Genomic DNA, 14,835 nt, shown 5'->3' with positions numbered 1-14,835 from the left:
ACCTCACCCATGCGTGGCGATGAAGTCCTCGACCACCGGGGCGATACGGTTGCGCCATTTGCTGCCATTGAAGATGCCGTAATGGCCTGCGCCCTCGGCCATGTAATAGCGCTTTTTCTCGTCGGACAGCTTCGGAGTGAGATCGAGCGCGGCCTTGGTCTGGCCCAGTCCGGAAATGTCATCGCGCTCGCCCTCGATGGCCAGCAGCGCGGTTTGGGTGATGTCGCCCAAATCGATGCGCTTGCCGCGATGGACGAAGGTGCCATTGGGCAAGGCGTGGGTCTGGAAGACCTCTTCCACCGTCTGCAGGTAGAACTCGGCCGTCATGTCGCACACGCTGCGGTATTCGTCGTAGAAATCCTTGGTCGCCTGCGCGCTGTCCTGATCGCCGATGGTGAGGTGTTTGAACATCTCGTAATGGCTCATCATGTGATTGCCGAGATTCATGCTCATGAAGCCGGCAAGCTGCATGAAGCCGGGATAGACCCGCCGCCCGCCGCCGCGATACTGCATCGGCACCGTGGCGATGACATTGTGGCGAAACCACTCGATGGGGCGATCCATGGCAAGGTCGTTGACGCTGGTGGGCGAACAGCGTGTGTCGATCGGGCCGCCCATCATGGTCAGCGTTTTCGGCGTGCAGGGATGCGCGTCGCGGTTCATGATCGCGGTCGCGGCGAAGACCGGGACCGAAGGCTGGCATACCGCCATCACATGCGCGCCTTCGCCGATGTGTTCGAGATAGGCGATCACGTAATCCATATAGTCGTCGAGATCGAAGCTGCCCTCGTGGAGCGGCACGGTCTTGGCGTCGGCCCAGTCGGTCACGAAGACGCGGTAATTCCGGAGCATCCTTCTCACCGTGCCACGCAGCAGCGTGGCATAATGGCCGCTCATAGGGGCGACCACCAGCAGGCGGGGCGCATTGTCGGGCAGGTTCTCCCGGTGGAACTCTTTAAGATCGCCGAACGGTTTGTTCAGTACCGTCGCCTCGACCACCGGATCGGGTTTTCCGTCCACCTCGACCGCCTCGATCCCCCAGGCCGGCTTGCCGTAAGTGGCAGTGGCGTGGGCGAACACTTCGAGCGCGCTCGCGGCCATAGGACCGATGTTCATATATCCCATCGGGCCGACATAATTCACCGGGTTGGCCGGATTGTTGAGCATTTCCACCCCGATAGAGGCGAAGGCGCTGGCCGAATTCAGCCAGCTGCGCTGCAGTTCGTAGGCGTGGTAAAGCAATGCGTATCCCCTGCTGGCCCGGCCCATTGTCTTCTGTTCCGCCGGGCGAAAGAGGGGCATCCTGCCGCTGGATCGTGCATTGTGCAATGCACAAATGCGCTATTTGTACCTTCGCGCGCGCAGCGCTGTGGATTTTCCAGGCGCGTGGACCTAGTGGGATCGTCATGTCAGCCAAGGACAACACCGAAATCGAAGGGCGCGGACGGTTTGCGCGCAAGCGCGCCACGAAGGATGCGCCGAGGCAGCGTTCGCTGCGCCCGCTCAGGATGGTATGGCAGGCGGGAAAGAACTATCCGGGCCATGTGGCGCTGGCATTGCTCGCCCTGTGCATCACCGCCGCCGCCACTCTGGCCATTCCGGCCGGTTTCAAGCTGGTCATCGATCGCGGTTTCGCCGCAGGGGCCGACCCGGCCGATATGGGGCGCTGGTTCCGTTACCTCTTGCTGATTGTCGCGGTGCTCGCGGCGGGCACCGCCATGCGCTTCTACTTCGTCAGCTGGCTGGGCGAGCGGGTGGTTGCCGATATCCGCCTGCGGGTACAGGAAAACCTGCTGCGGCTGGCGCCCGGTTTCTACGAGGAAAACAGCCCCAAGGAAATTTCCAGCCGCATGACCAGCGACACCGCGCTGATCGAACAGGTCGTGGGCACGACCGTTTCCGTGGCCCTGCGCAATCTGCTGATGACGATCGGCGGAACCGCCTATCTTTTCTGGCTGGTGCCGAGCCTGACACTCGGCCTGTTCCTGATCATTCCCGCGATCGTCATACCGATCACGCTGTTCGGACGGCGGTTGCGCAAGGTTTCGCGCACCAGCCAGGACCGGGTTGCCGATATCGGCGCAATGGTGACCGAAGTGCTTTCCGCGATGAAGATCGTCCAGGGCTTCAACCAGGAAACGCGCGAGCACGGACGCTTTCGCGAAGCGGTGGAGCGGACCTTCGCCGTGGCGAAACGGCGCGTGATGCTTCGCGCGGCGATGACTGCGGTGGTTATCCTGCTGGTTTTCGGCGGGATAACCATGCTGGTCTGGCGCGGCGCGCAGGCAGTCAGCGAGGGCGTGATTTCGGGCGGGACTATCGCCGCTTTTGTCCTCACCGCTGGCCTGGTGGCCGGGGCGATCGGCGCGCTGACCGAAGTCTATGGCGATCTGCTGCGCGGGGCCGGCGCGGCCAGCCGGTTGTCCGAATTGCTGGATGAGAAGCCGACAATCAAGGCTCCCGATCGGCCGCAGGTCCTGCCTGTTCCGCCGCGCGGCAGCCTGTCGTTCCGCAACGTGACCTTCCGCTATCCCACACGATTGGAAGCCCCCGCGATCACCGACTTCAGTCTCGAGGTCGAGCCGGGCGAGACCGTGGCCATTGTCGGTCCTTCGGGAGCGGGCAAATCGACCATTTTTCAGCTTGCCGAGCGGTTTTACGATCCCCAGGCCGGTTCCATCCGCCTGGATGGCGTCCCGCTGACGAGCGCCGACCCCGCCGAAGTGCGCCGCCGCATGGCCTATGTCCCGCAAGAGGGCGTTCTGTTCAGCGCCAATGCGCGCGACAATCTGCGCTATGGGAATTGGGAAGCGGGTGACGATGAGATCTGGGCCGCCGCACGCGCTGCCAATGCCGCCGAATTCCTCGAGAAGCTGCCACAGGGCCTCGATAGCTATCTTGGCGAGAGCGGCACGCAATTGTCGGGCGGTCAGCGCCAGCGGATTGCCATTGCCCGCGCTTTGCTGCTCGACGCGCCGATTCTGTTGCTGGACGAGGCGACCAGCGCGCTCGACGCCGAAAGCGAACGGCTGGTTCAGGAAGCGCTCGAGCATCTGATGGAGGATCGCACGACGCTGGTCATCGCGCACCGTCTGTCGACCGTGCGCGCGGCCGACCGCATCGTGGTGATGGAAGACGGGCGCATCGTCGAACAGGGAACGCACGAACAGCTTTCGGTCAATGGCGGGCTCTATGCGCGTCTCGCATCGCTGCAGTTCGGCCTCGAAAGCGCCTGATCGCTTGACACCCTTCGCGCAACTGTCTTGGGCCAATCGGCAATGAACGATTTTCTCACCGCGATCTTTCTCGGCATCGTCGAGGGTCTGACCGAATTCATCCCCGTCTCTTCGACCGGGCACTTGATCCTCGCCACCGAACTGTCGGGCGCGGACCCGGACGAATGGGCGATGTTCAACGTCGTCATCCAGCTCGGCGCGATCCTGGCGGTGGTGTACCAGTATTGGGGCACCTTCTGGTCGGCGGGGATGGGCGTGCTGAAGGGTGAGCGTGAAGGCTTGATGTTCGCGCGCAACATCCTGCTTGGCTTCCTGCCCAGTGCGGTGATCGGCTTTGCGCTTTACGAGAGCTTCGAAGCCATGCTTGGCAATCCAGGAATTGTGCCTTGGGCGCTGATTGCGGGCGGGATCGCGATCATCGTGATCGAGCGTGTTGCCAAGCCGCGCGACGAAGGGCAGGGCGTGGCCGAGCTGCCGCTCAAGAAAGTGCTGGCCGTGGGTTTCGCCCAATGCCTGGCCATGGTGCCCGGTGTCAGCCGCTCCGGCGCGACGATCATGGGAGCGCTGGCCATGGGCGTCAATCGCAAGACCGCGGCCGAATTCTCGTTCTTCCTTGCCGTGCCCACGATGATCGGCGCGAGCACGCTGGAGATTTTCACCAAATATGACGAGATGATGAGCGGTGCGACACGGGTCGGCTGGGACGAGATCGCGGTGGGCTTTATCGTCAGCTTCATCGTCGCTCTGGTGGTAATCCGTGCATTCGTCGCCTTTGTCAGCCGCAGCGGCTTCACGCCTTTCGCGTGGTACCGCATTGTGGCGGGCTCGGCGGCACTGGCCTGGCTGACCTTCGCCTGACTCCGGTCTGAATTTCGACACAGTCCGGCCATAATTCTTTCAGCTTCGCGGAACCATTGCTTGGGCACTGCTTTATCCCCTTGAGTGAAACGCGAAGGTGGAGACCAATGGGTTTGCTGATCTTGATCGTAGTGGGCGCCCTTCTCGGGTGGCTGGCCACGATTATCCTACGTATTGAGGACGGCCGGAATATCCTGGCCAATGCTCTGGTGGGTGTACTCGGCTCGCTGGTGACCGGCCTGATTGCGGGCAATGGCGCCATCTTCGGGACGGTCAGCGGTATCGCCCTGCTATGGGCGGTGCTTGGCTCGGTCGTGTCGATCGGCCTGTTTAACGTTGTACGGCAACGCGCCTATCGTTAAGCGCGCTTCACAATCATCCGCATTTCTTTACAAACGGGCGCGGGATGGATTCGCGTCTCGAATACCAAGGGGAACGACTATGAACTTCAACAAGCTTACCATTATCGCTTCGGCTGCTGCACTGAGCCTCGGCGTTGCCGCCTGCGACAGCCCGGCCGAAGAAGCCGCCGAAGAACAGGCCGAAGCCATGGAAGACACTGCCGATGCCATGGAAGACGCCGGTGAAATCACCGACGAGCAGGCCGATGCCATGGAAGCTCAGGCTGACGACATCGAAGATGCTGCCGAAGGCGACACCGATGCGCTGACCGAAGGCGTGGAAGAAGCCGTCAACTAAGACGCTTTCCACTAAGAACAAGGATGCGGCCCGGGAGCGATCCCGGGCCGTTTTCCGTTATACGGGCTTTGCACCGCTTCCGCGGCCGCCACGTAGCGTATATTCCAGCGTCCCGCGGTTGACCACGTAGTCGACGTCGATCACCGCCGTATTGGCATAGGTGAAGCCGGGGCCGAGATCGCGATAGAGCTTGTCGAAATCGCGCTCTACCGTCTGCCGATACAGGTCCTCGAAGCTCTCGATCACGAAATAGGTCGGCTGCAAATCGCTGATGACATAATCGGTCCGCATCACGCGATCGACATTGAGCATGATGCGGTTGGGGCTTTTCGCTTCCACCGAATACACCACCTCGGTCGGGCCGGAGAGAATGCCCGCACCATAGGCACGGATATCGCCAGGCGCTTCCTGGATCAGTCCGAATTCGACCGTGTACCAATACAGCGCACCCAGCGCCTTCAGGCGATTGTACCGCATCGCCTTCCACCCGGCGCGGCCATATTCCTGCATGTAGTCGGCATAGACCGGATCGGTCAGCATCGGCACATGACCGAAGACGTCGTGGAAGACGTCGGGTTCCTGAATGTAATCGAAGGTTTCGCGCGTGCGAATGAAATTGCCTGCCGGAAACCGCCGGTTGGCGAGATGCCAGAAGAATACATGGTCGGGAATCAGCATCGGCACGGGCACCACGCTCCAGCCCGTCAGCTTGTCCAGCTCTTCCGACAGCTTGCCGAATTCGGGAACGCCGCCGCGACCAAGGTCGAGCTTCTCGGTGCCTTCCATGAAAGCGGTGGCCGCGCGGCCGGGCAATACGCTCATCTGGCGCGCGAACAGATCGTCCCAGATCGCGTCATCCTCGCTATCGTATTCGGTCTGCTTGGGCTCCAGCCAGTCGTCGCCGACATGCTCGGGCTTCTTCAGCGGAGCGGTAAAGACGTCTTCCGGAAGGTTCGGCAGACGCGTAAAATCCTGTTCGGGTTCTGCAAGTGTAGCCATATCGTTGCCGATGATACTACCAATGCGGCCACCACACAAATCTCGGGCGGGGGAATGATGAAAAAAGACGATTACCAGAGTGCGCTTAAGCCCATGCAAAAGGAGCTGGTTGGCATGGCCCGCTGGGCGCGCACCACCGGACAGCGGATCGTTGTGTTGTTCGAAGGGCGCGATACTGCCGGTAAGGGCGGCGCGATCAAGGCCGTGCACGACAGGCTCAATCCGCGCCAGTGCCGCATCGTCGCCCTGGCCAAGCCGACCGACGCGGAACGGAGCCAGTGGTATTTCCAGCGCTACGTCCACCACTTGCCCTGCGCGGGTGAGATCGCGCTGTTCGACCGCAGCTGGTACAACCGTGCGGGTGTGGAAAAGGTCATGGGCTATGCTGACGATCGCGAGGTCGCACAATTCCTGCGGCAGGCACCGACCTTCGAAAAGATGCTGGTCGACGATGGCATCCTGCTGTTCAAATACTGGCTCGCCACCGATCAGGAAAAGCAGGAAGAGCGCCTGCGCGAACGGCTTGAAGATCCGCTCAAGCGCTGGAAACTTTCGCCGATCGATCTTGCCGCGCGTGACAAATACGATGCCTATACCGAGGCACGGGAAGCGATGCTGGCAGCGACGCATACCGCATGGGCGCCGTGGACGCTGGTCGATTTCAACGATCAGAAACGGGGGCGCCTGACACTGGTGCGCGACCTGCTCGATCGCCTGCCCGACACGGCTGTGGCGCCGCCCGAAATCGATTTTCCCGAACTGGGGCGCGAACCCAAGGAAGAACGCTATACCGTGATCGCGCCGATTGCCGATTATCCGCTTGGCTAGCTAGGCCAGGCTGGCGGAGGCCTTCGTTACCTGTCGGCCATCGCTCGCAAAGGCGCCCAGCTCGATCGTCCCCCCTTCGCCGCGCATTACCAGATGAAGCGGCTCCCCCGCGATCGCCGGGCTTACGCCGCGAAAGGCAAACCGGGTCAAGCGGTTTTCGCCATGGTGCTCTGCGGCGAGCTGGAGCAGCAAGCTGGCGGTAAGCGGGCCGTGCACAACGAGGCCGCGATAGCGTTCCACCTCGCGGGCATAAGGCCTGTCGTAATGGATGCGGTGCGTGTTGAAGGTCAGCGCCGAATAGCGAAACAACAGCCGCTCGTCGGGGTGAACGATGCGTTGTACATCCCAGCCCGACGGGTCAAATATATCGCCGGAATTCGCAGGTGGGGAAAGCGGCGCGTCGCCCGCCAGCGCTTCGAGATAGACGATGCTTTGCCGCTCGTTCACCGCCAGTCGGCCATCGGCGCTGGTTTCGTGATCGACCTCGACGAAGACCATGTCGCCCCGGCTGCCCGACTTGGGCGTGACCGATGCGATCCGGCTGACCCGTTCGATCGATGCACCGATCGCGATCGGCCCATGAAATTGCATTGCGCTCGATGCCCACATGCGGCGGGGCAGGGGGATGGGCGGCAGAAAGCTTGCCGGGCTGTCGTCCCGCAGGGGATGACCGTCCTCGCCCAATTGTCCCGTGCGCGCTTCGGGCGTGCACAGGCACAGATGGATGCCTTGCGGCATGGCCTCATCAGGCGGCGCATCGCGGTCGAACGTGGAGCACCAGCGCGCGGCCAGCGCGGGGTCGAGCCGATCGGTAGCGCGCATTTTGCGCCCGATCCAATCCGACCAGTCGCTCATCAGGCGGCGCGCTCGAACACGGCGGCCATGCCCTGCCCGCCGCCGATGCACATGGTCTCGAGCCCATAACGCACCTCGCGGCGGTGCATTTCATGCGCCATGTCGGCAAGGATACGGATGCCGGTCGCGCCGATCGGGTGGCCGAGCGAAATGCCCGAACCGTTGACATTGACGATCTCGCGGCGGCTGTCGTCCTCGGCAAAGCCCCAGCCCTTGAGCACCGCGAGCGCCTGCGGAGCGAAGGCTTCGTTCAGTTCGATCAGACCGATATCGTCCCAGCCCATGCCGCTCCGCGCGAACAGGCGCTCGACCGCCGGGACCGGGCCGATGCCCATCCGGCTGGGATCGCAACCCGCCGCGCTCCACGAATGGAACCACAGAATCGGTTCGAGACCGAGTTCCTCGACCTTGTCCTCGGCCACGACGAGACAGGCCGCCGCGGCATCGTTCTGCTGGCTGGCATTGCCTGCCGTCACGATGGCGTCGGCGTCGCGCTTCAGGTCGATGGCGCGCAATTTGCCGAGCGTTTCCATACTGGCATCGGCGCGAAAGCCCTCGTCCTTGGCGAACATGACAGGGTCGCCGCGCCGCTGGGGGATTTCGACCGGGACGAGCTGCTCGTCGAATTTGCCCTCCTCCCAAGCACATGCCGCGTTCTGATGGCTGCGCACGGCGAAGGCATCGGCCTCCTCGCGGCTGATGCCGTAATCCTTGGCGAGGTTTTCGGCGGTCTCGATCATGCCGGTGATGACGCCATAGCGCTCGATCGGCTGGCTCATCAGGCGCCCGCGCGTCAACCGGTCCCACAGCACCATGTCGCCAAGCCGCGCACCGTGGCGGGCCTTGGTCGTATAATGCTCGACATTGGACATGCTTTCGACCCCACCGGCGAGCACGCAATCGGCCACACCGGTCTGCACCATCATCGCCGCCGTCGCGACTGCCTGCAGGCCCGAACCGCAGCGGCGGTCGAGCTGGAAGCCGGGCACCTCCTCAGGATAGCCCGCGGCAAGCCAGCTCCAGCGACCGATCGCGGGCGCTTCGCCGCTGCCGTAGCCCTGGCTGAAGACGACATCGTCGACGCGCGCCGGGTCGATGCCGCTACGCTCCACCAGCGCCTTGATGATAATGGCGCCAAGCTGTCCCGCCTCCAGCGAGGCAAGGCTGCCGAGATAGCGGCCGACGGGCGTTCTCAGGGGCTTGCAAATGGCTACGCGGCGTGTCGACGTCATGGGTCAGTCCTTGTCCGAAAGGCGGGCGATCCCCCGATCGACGAGCGCGTGGATCGTGCCCGAAGCGAGGCCGAGTCGGTCCGCCAGGACCTCCTCGGTATGCTGGCCGAGATAGGGGGCGGGCGCGGGATCGCCCGCTTCACGGCTGGGGATATTGGCGAAGCTGCGCGTCGCCGGGTACTCGAATTCGCTCGGGTTTGCGGGCGAGGGGCCGAACAGCGGATTGTTCGCGACGAGCTGTGCGTCATTGGCCGCTTCCTGCATCGTGCGGTAGCGCTCGAAAGTCGCGCCGTTTTCGGCAAGGCGTGCGGAGAGGTCGCCCCAGTCCATCCTATCGGCACGTTTCTGAAATAGGTCGAACAGGCGGTGGCGATTTTCGAAGCGGGGGCGGTCGCCATCGGCGAAGCGCACGCCCAGTTCGGTCTCGAGCGCCGCGATCTCTCCCGCGAGACCGAAGGCGGCGACCAGCCCGCCCCATTGTTTCGGTGTCAGAGCGGCGACCATGAAGCGCACGCCGTCCCGGGTTCTGAAGTCCCGCCCGAACGCGCCCCAGATGGCATTGCCCAACCGCTCACGATCGGCCCCGCGATAGAGCATTTCCGCCATCGCGCCGCTATTCGCCATGGTCCCTATGGCGACGTTGCCGAGCGGCACACGGATTTCGCTGCCTTCGCCGGTGGCATCGCGGTGGCGAAGCCCGGCCAGCATGGCAAAGGCGCAATAGGCTCCGGTGATGAAATCCCATGCCGGAAGCACTTGGTTGACCGGTGGTGCAGTCTCGAGATCCCACTCCTCCGGCCCGCACATCAGCGGGTATCCGCTGGCGGCGTTGACGGTGAAGTCCATCGCCTGCCTGCCGTCGTGCCAGCCCATGATCCGTACGCTGACGAGATCGGGCACACCATCCGGCTGCCTCTCCGCAATGGCGTCATGCGACAGGAAACTCTTCTCGGGCAGGTTGGTGATGAGGTTGCCGGTTTGTGCCGCAAGTTCGACCAGCAGCTCGCGGCCCTCGCCACTGCGCAGGTCGAGCGCGACCGATTTCTTCGCGCGGTTGAGATTCTCCCAGCTTAATGAGCGGCCTTCCCGCGTGAGCATGTAGCGGTCGTAATCGAGCCCGCCCGCCTTGTGGTCGACGCGGATCACCTCCGCGCCCATTTGCGCGCAATACAGTCCGGCAGTGGGCGAAGCGACGAAGCTCGAGGCTTCGATGATCGAGAGGCCGGAGAGGAGGTTATACATTTTTCTTGGGTGCGCTGCCGACTTCCGTCGTCAGCTTGCGGCTGTTCCATCCTGCGCCCCCTCCCGGCCACCCATAAGATACCGTGCCGTGGGTGGCCGGGAGGGGGCGCGGGCTGGAACAGCAAGGGCCGGACGGATCTCCGGCACGCACGCAAAAAAGACTCGTCACGGGGCTCATCCTACGTCTCGTCACACACCCGCAGCATATTCACGCAGCATGTGCTTGGCGATCTGGAGCTGGAGGATCTGCGTCGTGCCTTCGTAGATCCGATAAATCCGCGCATCGCGGAAGAAACGTTCGGCGTCGTATTCGGCAAGGTAGCCCGCGCCGCCGTAAATCTGCACCACGCGGTCGACCACGCGGCCGCACATTTCGGATGCGAAGACCTTGAAAGCGGCGGCGTGCTTGACCGTGTTTTCGCCTCGGTCGACCCGCGCGGTGACATCGGCCATCATTGCCTCGGCGGCGTAGATTTCGGTCCAGCTTTCGCTGAGCATCTGCTGGATCAGCTGGAAATTGGCGATCGGTTCGCCGAAGGCCTGGCGCTCGTTCGCATATTTGATCGCGGAATCGAGCGCGCGGCGGGCATAGCCCGTGCTGGCCGCGCCGACCGAAATGCGGCCATTGTCGAGGCTCATCATTGCGAAGCGAAAGCCCTTGCCGGTTTCCCCGCCCAGCAGCGCTTCGCCCGGCACATGCACATCGTCGAGCATGATGTCGGAGATATGGCTGCCCGACTGGCCCATCTTCTCATCGGGGCTGCCGGTTGACACGCCCGGTGTATCCATCGGCACGATGAAGGCGGAAACATGCGCGTTCTTGGGCAGGGCGTCCTTTTCGGTGCGCGCCATGATCAGGGCGACTTCGGCATGGGGGGCATTGGTGATGTAGCGCTTGGTCCCGTTGAGGATCCAGCCATTGCCATCGGGATCGGGCCGCGCGGTGGTCGCCATGGCGGCGCTGTCGCTGCCGGAGCCCGGCTCGGTCAGGCCGAAACAGGCGATCGCCCCCTCGGCTATCCTGGGCCACCATTTGGCCTTCTGCGCGTCGGTCCCGCCATTCTTGATTGCCGAATTGAACATCCCGACATTAATCGAGAAGATCGAGCGGTATGCGGGCGCGGCATAGGACATTGCCTTCACGACCTTGGCATATTGCGTTGTGTTCAGCCCCGCGCCGCCGAAATCCTCCGGCACCGTCAGGCCGAACAGTCCCATCTCCTTCATCTCGGCGACGATCTCGTCTGGGATCTTGTCGTCGGCGATGACTTGCTTTTCCGCCGGGATCAGCCGTTCGCGGACATAGCGTTCGAGCTGTTCGAGAAACTGGTCGAAGGTCTCGGTATCCATCCCCGGGTTGGCGAGTTCGCTCATCGGGGAAGCTCCATCGGCTCCGGCCCACCCGATTCGCGTGGCGCGGCATCCGACGGCATATTGCCTTGCACGGTGACGTCCTCCTCCTCTTCGTCGGACAGGAGGTCTTCCGGCAGGCGCCGCTGCTCGATCATCTCGGCCGCATCGTCGAGCGCTTTGGCTTCGCTTTGCGAAATGGCTTCGACAGGTTCTTCCTCCTGGTAACCGGAGCAGGCGGACAGCGCGAAAAGCGCGACGATACAGGGCGTGAGTCGGATCATGCGGTGAAAGCTACGCGCTCTCGTGCCGCGCGCAAAGGACGCTACGGCGGCGCGAGGGTGCGAGCGGGCCGAAACCCGCCCGCCCATCGATCAGTTGCCGGTATCTTCGGACATGGCGTCCATCGCGGCGGCAGCCGTGTCGGCGGCGTTGTCGCCGGCTTCCTGTATCTGTGCCTCTTCGCTGGGCGACATGTCTTCGCGCCCCGGCGCAGTCTCATCGACATTGGCTGCGGGATCCTCGACCGGCTGTGCATCGATGTCGGCCAGGGCTTCGTCCGCGGCGATTTCAACGGTGTCGGCTTCTGCTTCGGTGGACGCGTCTTCGGTGCTGCCGCAGGCGGCGAGCGCGACGGTGGCGGCAGCGGTCAGGGCAAATCGGAACTTCATGGGCTTTTCTCCAAGCTGGATTTACGCTGCGGGGTAAAGCGCAAGCGCGGGCTACTCGGCAAGGGGAAAATCGCCCGACTGCGGTTGCGCGGGCGCGGCTGTCTGGCATCAGGCGTGGATGAGCGGAAATGCAGGCGTACTTCAGGCCCTCAAGGACACCTTCGGTTTCGATGCCTTTCGCGGGCGTCAGGAAGAGGTTGTCGCTCGGGCGCTGGCAGGTGAATCGACGCTGGCGGTGATGCCGACGGGGGCTGGCAAATCGCTCACCTACCAATTGCCTGCAGTCCTGCTGGAGGGGACCTGCGTGGTGATAAGCCCGCTGATCGCCCTGATGCACGACCAGCTCAGAAGCGCACGGGCCAATGGCATTCGCGCGGCAACGCTGACCAGCGCCGATGCCGATTGGCGCGAAACGCAGGATGCCTTCCGCGCTGGCGAGCTCGACCTGCTCTATGTCGCGCCCGAACGCGCGAGCCAGCCAGCTTTTCGCGAGTTCCTGTCGAACTCGTCTCTGTGCCTGTTCGCCATCGACGAGGCGCATTGCGTGTCCGAATGGGGGCACGATTTTCGCCCCGACTACCGCATGCTGCGGGGGCTGATGGACGCCTTCCCCACGGTCCCGCGCCTAGCGCTGACCGCGACCGCGGACAATCAGACGCGCGCCGATGTGATGGCGCAGCTGGGCATTGCAGATAACGGGCTGGTGCTGGCCGGATTCGACCGGCCCAATATCCGCTACGCGATCCGTCACCGCGACAATCCGGTGCGCCAACTGAACGAGCTGATGGCGAACGAGCCGGGTCCGGGGATCGTTTATGCGCAAACACGGCGCAAGGTGGAGGATCTTGCCGAAAAGCTTGCAACCGCGACCGGCAGGCCGGTATTGCCTTATCACGCCGGGCTGGATCCGGAGGTTCGCGCGGCCAACCAAGCCGCTTTCGTCGCGTCCGAAGATATTGTGATCGTTGCCACGGTCGCTTTCGGCATGGGTATCGACAAACCGGACGTGCGCTTCGTGGCGCATGTCGGCGTGCCCAAATCGATCGAGGGATATTACCAGGAAACGGGCCGCGCCGGGCGCGATGGGGACCCGGCCCAAGCGATCATGTTCTGGGGCGCGGGCGATTTCGCCACCGCGCGTCAGCGGCTCGCCGAGGTCGACGAGGCTCGGCGCAATGCCGAGCGCGCGCGGCTCGATGCACTTGCCGGACTGGTCGAGACTGCCGAATGCCGCCGTGCGGTGCTATTGAGGCATTTCGGCGAAGACCCGCCTTCGCGCTGCGGTAATTGCGACAATTGCCTCGAGCCCGCGAGCGTCACCGACGTCACGCAGCTCGCGCGCAAACTGCTATCCGCCGTCTACCGTACCGGACAGAGCTTTGGGATGGGGCACTTGCAGAAGGTGCTCACCGGCAACGAGGACGAGCGCGTGCGCCAACGCGGGCACGACCGGCTGAGCGTGTTCGGCATCGTCGAGGGCGACGAGGCACGCCTGCTCCAGCCGCTGTCGCGGGCCTTGCAGGCGCGCGGCGATCTTGTCGCGACCGAACATGGCGGGCTGGCATTGGGCGGTTCGGCCCGTGCGATTCTCAGGGGGGAGAGGACGGTGGAGATCGTGGTTCCCCCCAAGCGGTCGCGCGGACGAAGGGCCGATGCGACACCCAATCCGATCGGTGATCCGCTGTTCGAAGCGCTTCGGGCCTTGCGCAAGGAAGTGGCCGAGAAAGCCCAGGTCCCGCCCTACGTCGTCTTCCACGATTCCACTCTGCGCGAGATGACCTCCGCGCGCCCCGAAACGCTGGCGCAACTGGGCCGGCTGCCCGGCATTGGGGCCAAGAAACTCGAAGCATATGGAGAGCAGTTTCTGCGGGCCATCTGGGAGCATTGACTCGTTCCGCCACTCGATATAAATATGATATTATAATTATATCGGAAGGAGCATTGTCCATGTCGGTCGAAGTGAAGGGAATGAAGACCAGTACGGAACGTACCGGATCGAGTTTCAGCGGGTATCCCATGCTCGCGCTGATCCTTGCCCTGCTGCTGCTGGTGGCGTGGAATTTGTCCGGCAATCTGCCGCCGGATGGTGCGGCCAAGGGTGAAAAACTGGCGTTCGTTGGTCTGCTGGTGGCGCCGATTCTCGTTCTCGGCTTTCTTTCCGTTGGCTTTTTCATGATCCAGCCCAACCAAGCTGCGGTAATCACGCTGTTCGGCGAGTATCGCGGGACTGAACGGCGCGAGGGGCTGCGCTGGGTGTGGCCCTGGATGATGCGCACCAAGCTGTCGGTGCGCGCGCACAATATTCATTCGGAACGGGTGAAGATCAACGATCTGCGCGGCAATCCGATCGAGATTGCCTGCAATGTGGTTTGGCGCGTGGCCGATACCGCCCAGGCGAGCTTCGATGTCGACGATTACAAGGAGTTCGTGAACATCCAGATAGAAGCGGGTCTGCGGACCGTCGGGTCGCGCCATCCCTACGACGATTTCGAGGGCGAGGAGGTCACGCTGCGCGGGGGCGCGGATGTCATCAATCGCGAATTGCTGGAAGAACTCAACGACCGGCTCAAGGTTGCGGGTATCGTGGTCGACGAAGCGGGCCTCACGCATCTGGCCTATGCCAGCGAGATCGCCAGCGCCATGCTCAAACGCCAGCAGGCCGATGCGATCATAGCGGCGCGCGCGAAAATCGTTCTTGGCGCGGTTGGCATGGTGGAAGATGCGCTGACCAAGCTCGCGCAGGACAATATCGTGGAACTGGACGACGAGCGCCGCGCAGCAATGGTTTCCAACCTGATGGTCGTGCTGTGCGGCGAGAAAGATGCGCATCCGGTGATCAATGCCGGATCGCTCTACTAGGCGCTG

The 14,835-nt window shown here is 63.2% G+C and carries 15 protein-coding genes; 7 read left to right on the top strand and 8 right to left on the bottom strand.

Going from position 1 to position 14,835, the window contains the following annotated elements; translation table 11 throughout:
• Positions 1 to 3 precede the first annotated feature (3 nt).
• Entirely contained in the window at positions 4 to 1,242 is a 1,239-nt protein-coding gene (locus DVR09_RS01680; RefSeq protein WP_115417727.1) for a polyhydroxyalkanoate depolymerase, read from the bottom strand.
• A 266-nt stretch (positions 1,243 to 1,508) separates the two neighbouring features.
• Here DVR09_RS01680 and DVR09_RS01675 point away from each other — a divergent pair, with 266 nt between their 5' ends.
• The 4 genes from DVR09_RS01675 (at position 1,509) to DVR09_RS01660 (ending at position 4,793) form a co-directional block, all read left to right on the top strand.
• Positions 1,509 to 3,236, top strand: a complete 1,728-nt coding sequence (locus DVR09_RS01675) for an ABC transporter transmembrane domain-containing protein (RefSeq protein WP_234041588.1) — start codon at positions 1,509 to 1,511, stop codon at positions 3,234 to 3,236.
• Between the two features lie 42 nt (positions 3,237 to 3,278).
• Positions 3,279 to 4,094 carry an undecaprenyl-diphosphate phosphatase gene (locus tag DVR09_RS01670; protein ID WP_115415392.1) on the top strand — a complete coding sequence of 272 codons (816 nt, stop codon included), beginning with the start codon at positions 3,279 to 3,281 and terminating at the stop codon, positions 4,092 to 4,094.
• 107 nt (positions 4,095 to 4,201) lie between these two features.
• The gene (locus DVR09_RS01665) at positions 4,202 to 4,456 is read left to right on the top strand and encodes a GlsB/YeaQ/YmgE family stress response membrane protein (RefSeq protein WP_115415391.1); all 255 of its coding nucleotides are present in this window, start codon (positions 4,202 to 4,204) and stop codon (positions 4,454 to 4,456) included.
• Positions 4,457 to 4,535: 79 nt separating this feature from the next.
• Entirely contained in the window at positions 4,536 to 4,793 is a 258-nt protein-coding gene (locus DVR09_RS01660; protein WP_115415390.1) for a hypothetical protein, read from the top strand.
• Positions 4,794 to 4,850: 57 nt separating this feature from the next.
• Here the strand turns inward: DVR09_RS01660 and phhA are convergent, their stop codons facing one another.
• A complete protein-coding gene (phhA, locus tag DVR09_RS01655; RefSeq protein WP_115415389.1) occupies positions 4,851 to 5,792 on the bottom strand; it encodes a phenylalanine 4-monooxygenase in 942 nt (313 codons plus the stop codon).
• A gap of 54 nt (positions 5,793 to 5,846) precedes the next feature.
• Between phhA and ppk2 the strand changes: the two genes are divergently transcribed.
• Positions 5,847 to 6,620, top strand: coding sequence for a polyphosphate kinase 2 (gene ppk2, locus DVR09_RS01650; protein WP_115415388.1), 774 nt, complete (start codon positions 5,847 to 5,849; stop codon positions 6,618 to 6,620).
• On the opposite strand, the gene DVR09_RS01645 is transcribed toward ppk2, so the two are convergent.
• The 6 genes from DVR09_RS01645 to DVR09_RS01620 form a co-directional block, all read right to left on the bottom strand.
• Positions 6,621 to 7,475: an HTD2 family dehydratase gene (locus DVR09_RS01645; RefSeq protein WP_115415387.1), complete on the bottom strand. Its 855-nt coding sequence runs from the start codon at positions 7,473 to 7,475 to the stop codon at positions 6,621 to 6,623.
• Complete coding sequence (locus DVR09_RS01640) at positions 7,475 to 8,707, bottom strand: acetyl-CoA C-acetyltransferase (RefSeq protein WP_115415386.1); 1,233 nt, start codon at positions 8,705 to 8,707, stop codon at positions 7,475 to 7,477. The genes DVR09_RS01645 and DVR09_RS01640 overlap by 1 nt, the downstream gene beginning before the upstream one ends.
• A gap of 3 nt (positions 8,708 to 8,710) precedes the next feature.
• Positions 8,711 to 9,949 carry a CoA transferase gene (locus DVR09_RS01635; RefSeq protein WP_115415385.1) on the bottom strand — a complete coding sequence of 413 codons (1,239 nt, stop codon included), beginning with the start codon at positions 9,947 to 9,949 and terminating at the stop codon, positions 8,711 to 8,713.
• Between the two features lie 189 nt (positions 9,950 to 10,138).
• A complete protein-coding gene (locus DVR09_RS01630; protein ID WP_234041512.1) occupies positions 10,139 to 11,323 on the bottom strand; it encodes an acyl-CoA dehydrogenase family protein in 1,185 nt (394 codons plus the stop codon).
• A complete protein-coding gene (locus DVR09_RS01625; protein ID WP_115415384.1) occupies positions 11,320 to 11,583 on the bottom strand; it encodes a hypothetical protein in 264 nt (87 codons plus the stop codon). Before DVR09_RS01625 ends, DVR09_RS01630 begins: the two co-directional genes overlap by 4 nt.
• Before the next feature lie 90 nt (positions 11,584 to 11,673).
• Entirely contained in the window at positions 11,674 to 11,970 is a 297-nt protein-coding gene (locus tag DVR09_RS01620) for a hypothetical protein (protein ID WP_115415383.1), read from the bottom strand.
• 118 nt (positions 11,971 to 12,088) lie between these two features.
• On the opposite strand from DVR09_RS01620, the gene recQ reads away from it, so the two are divergent.
• On the top strand, positions 12,089 to 13,858 hold the full coding sequence (recQ, locus tag DVR09_RS01615) for a DNA helicase RecQ (RefSeq protein WP_115415382.1): 1,770 nt from the start codon (positions 12,089 to 12,091) through the stop codon (positions 13,856 to 13,858).
• A 59-nt stretch (positions 13,859 to 13,917) separates the two neighbouring features.
• Positions 13,918 to 14,829, top strand: a complete 912-nt coding sequence (locus DVR09_RS01610) for an SPFH domain-containing protein (protein WP_234041511.1) — start codon at positions 13,918 to 13,920, stop codon at positions 14,827 to 14,829.
• Positions 14,830 to 14,835: the final 6 nt, after the last annotated feature.

Origin of the sequence: Erythrobacter aureus (genome assembly GCF_003355455.1) — a bacterium.
Classification (GTDB): domain Bacteria; phylum Pseudomonadota; class Alphaproteobacteria; order Sphingomonadales; family Sphingomonadaceae; genus Qipengyuania; species Qipengyuania aurea.
Note: the sequence above shows the minus strand (reverse complement) of the source record. Positions and strands in the feature narration are given on the sequence as shown.

What these genes read in the sequence shown, in the direction of transcription:
- DVR09_RS01675 (WP_234041588.1), top strand. Translation starts at nt 1,509, where the DNA reads ATGGTATGGCAGGCGGGAAAGAACTATCCGGGCCATGTGGCGCTGGCA.
- DVR09_RS01670 (WP_115415392.1), top strand. Translation starts at nt 3,279, where the DNA reads ATGAACGATTTTCTCACCGCGATCTTTCTCGGCATCGTCGAGGGTCTG.
- DVR09_RS01665 (WP_115415391.1), top strand. Translation starts at nt 4,202, where the DNA reads ATGGGTTTGCTGATCTTGATCGTAGTGGGCGCCCTTCTCGGGTGGCTG.
- DVR09_RS01660 (WP_115415390.1), top strand. Translation starts at nt 4,536, where the DNA reads ATGAACTTCAACAAGCTTACCATTATCGCTTCGGCTGCTGCACTGAGC.
- phhA (WP_115415389.1), bottom strand. Translation starts at nt 5,792, where the DNA reads ATGGCTACACTTGCAGAACCCGAACAGGATTTTACGCGTCTGCCGAAC.
- ppk2 (WP_115415388.1), top strand. Translation starts at nt 5,847, where the DNA reads ATGATGAAAAAAGACGATTACCAGAGTGCGCTTAAGCCCATGCAAAAG.
- DVR09_RS01645 (WP_115415387.1), bottom strand. Translation starts at nt 7,475, where the DNA reads ATGAGCGACTGGTCGGATTGGATCGGGCGCAAAATGCGCGCTACCGAT.
- DVR09_RS01640 (WP_115415386.1), bottom strand. Translation starts at nt 8,707, where the DNA reads ATGACGTCGACACGCCGCGTAGCCATTTGCAAGCCCCTGAGAACGCCC.
- DVR09_RS01635 (WP_115415385.1), bottom strand. Translation starts at nt 9,949, where the DNA reads ATGTATAACCTCCTCTCCGGCCTCTCGATCATCGAAGCCTCGAGCTTC.
- DVR09_RS01630 (WP_234041512.1), bottom strand. Translation starts at nt 11,323, where the DNA reads ATGAGCGAACTCGCCAACCCGGGGATGGATACCGAGACCTTCGACCAG.
- DVR09_RS01625 (WP_115415384.1), bottom strand. Translation starts at nt 11,583, where the DNA reads ATGATCCGACTCACGCCCTGTATCGTCGCGCTTTTCGCGCTGTCCGCC.
- DVR09_RS01620 (WP_115415383.1), bottom strand. Translation starts at nt 11,970, where the DNA reads ATGAAGTTCCGATTTGCCCTGACCGCTGCCGCCACCGTCGCGCTCGCC.
- recQ (WP_115415382.1), top strand. Translation starts at nt 12,089, where the DNA reads ATGAGCGGAAATGCAGGCGTACTTCAGGCCCTCAAGGACACCTTCGGT.
- DVR09_RS01610 (WP_234041511.1), top strand. Translation starts at nt 13,918, where the DNA reads ATGTCGGTCGAAGTGAAGGGAATGAAGACCAGTACGGAACGTACCGGA.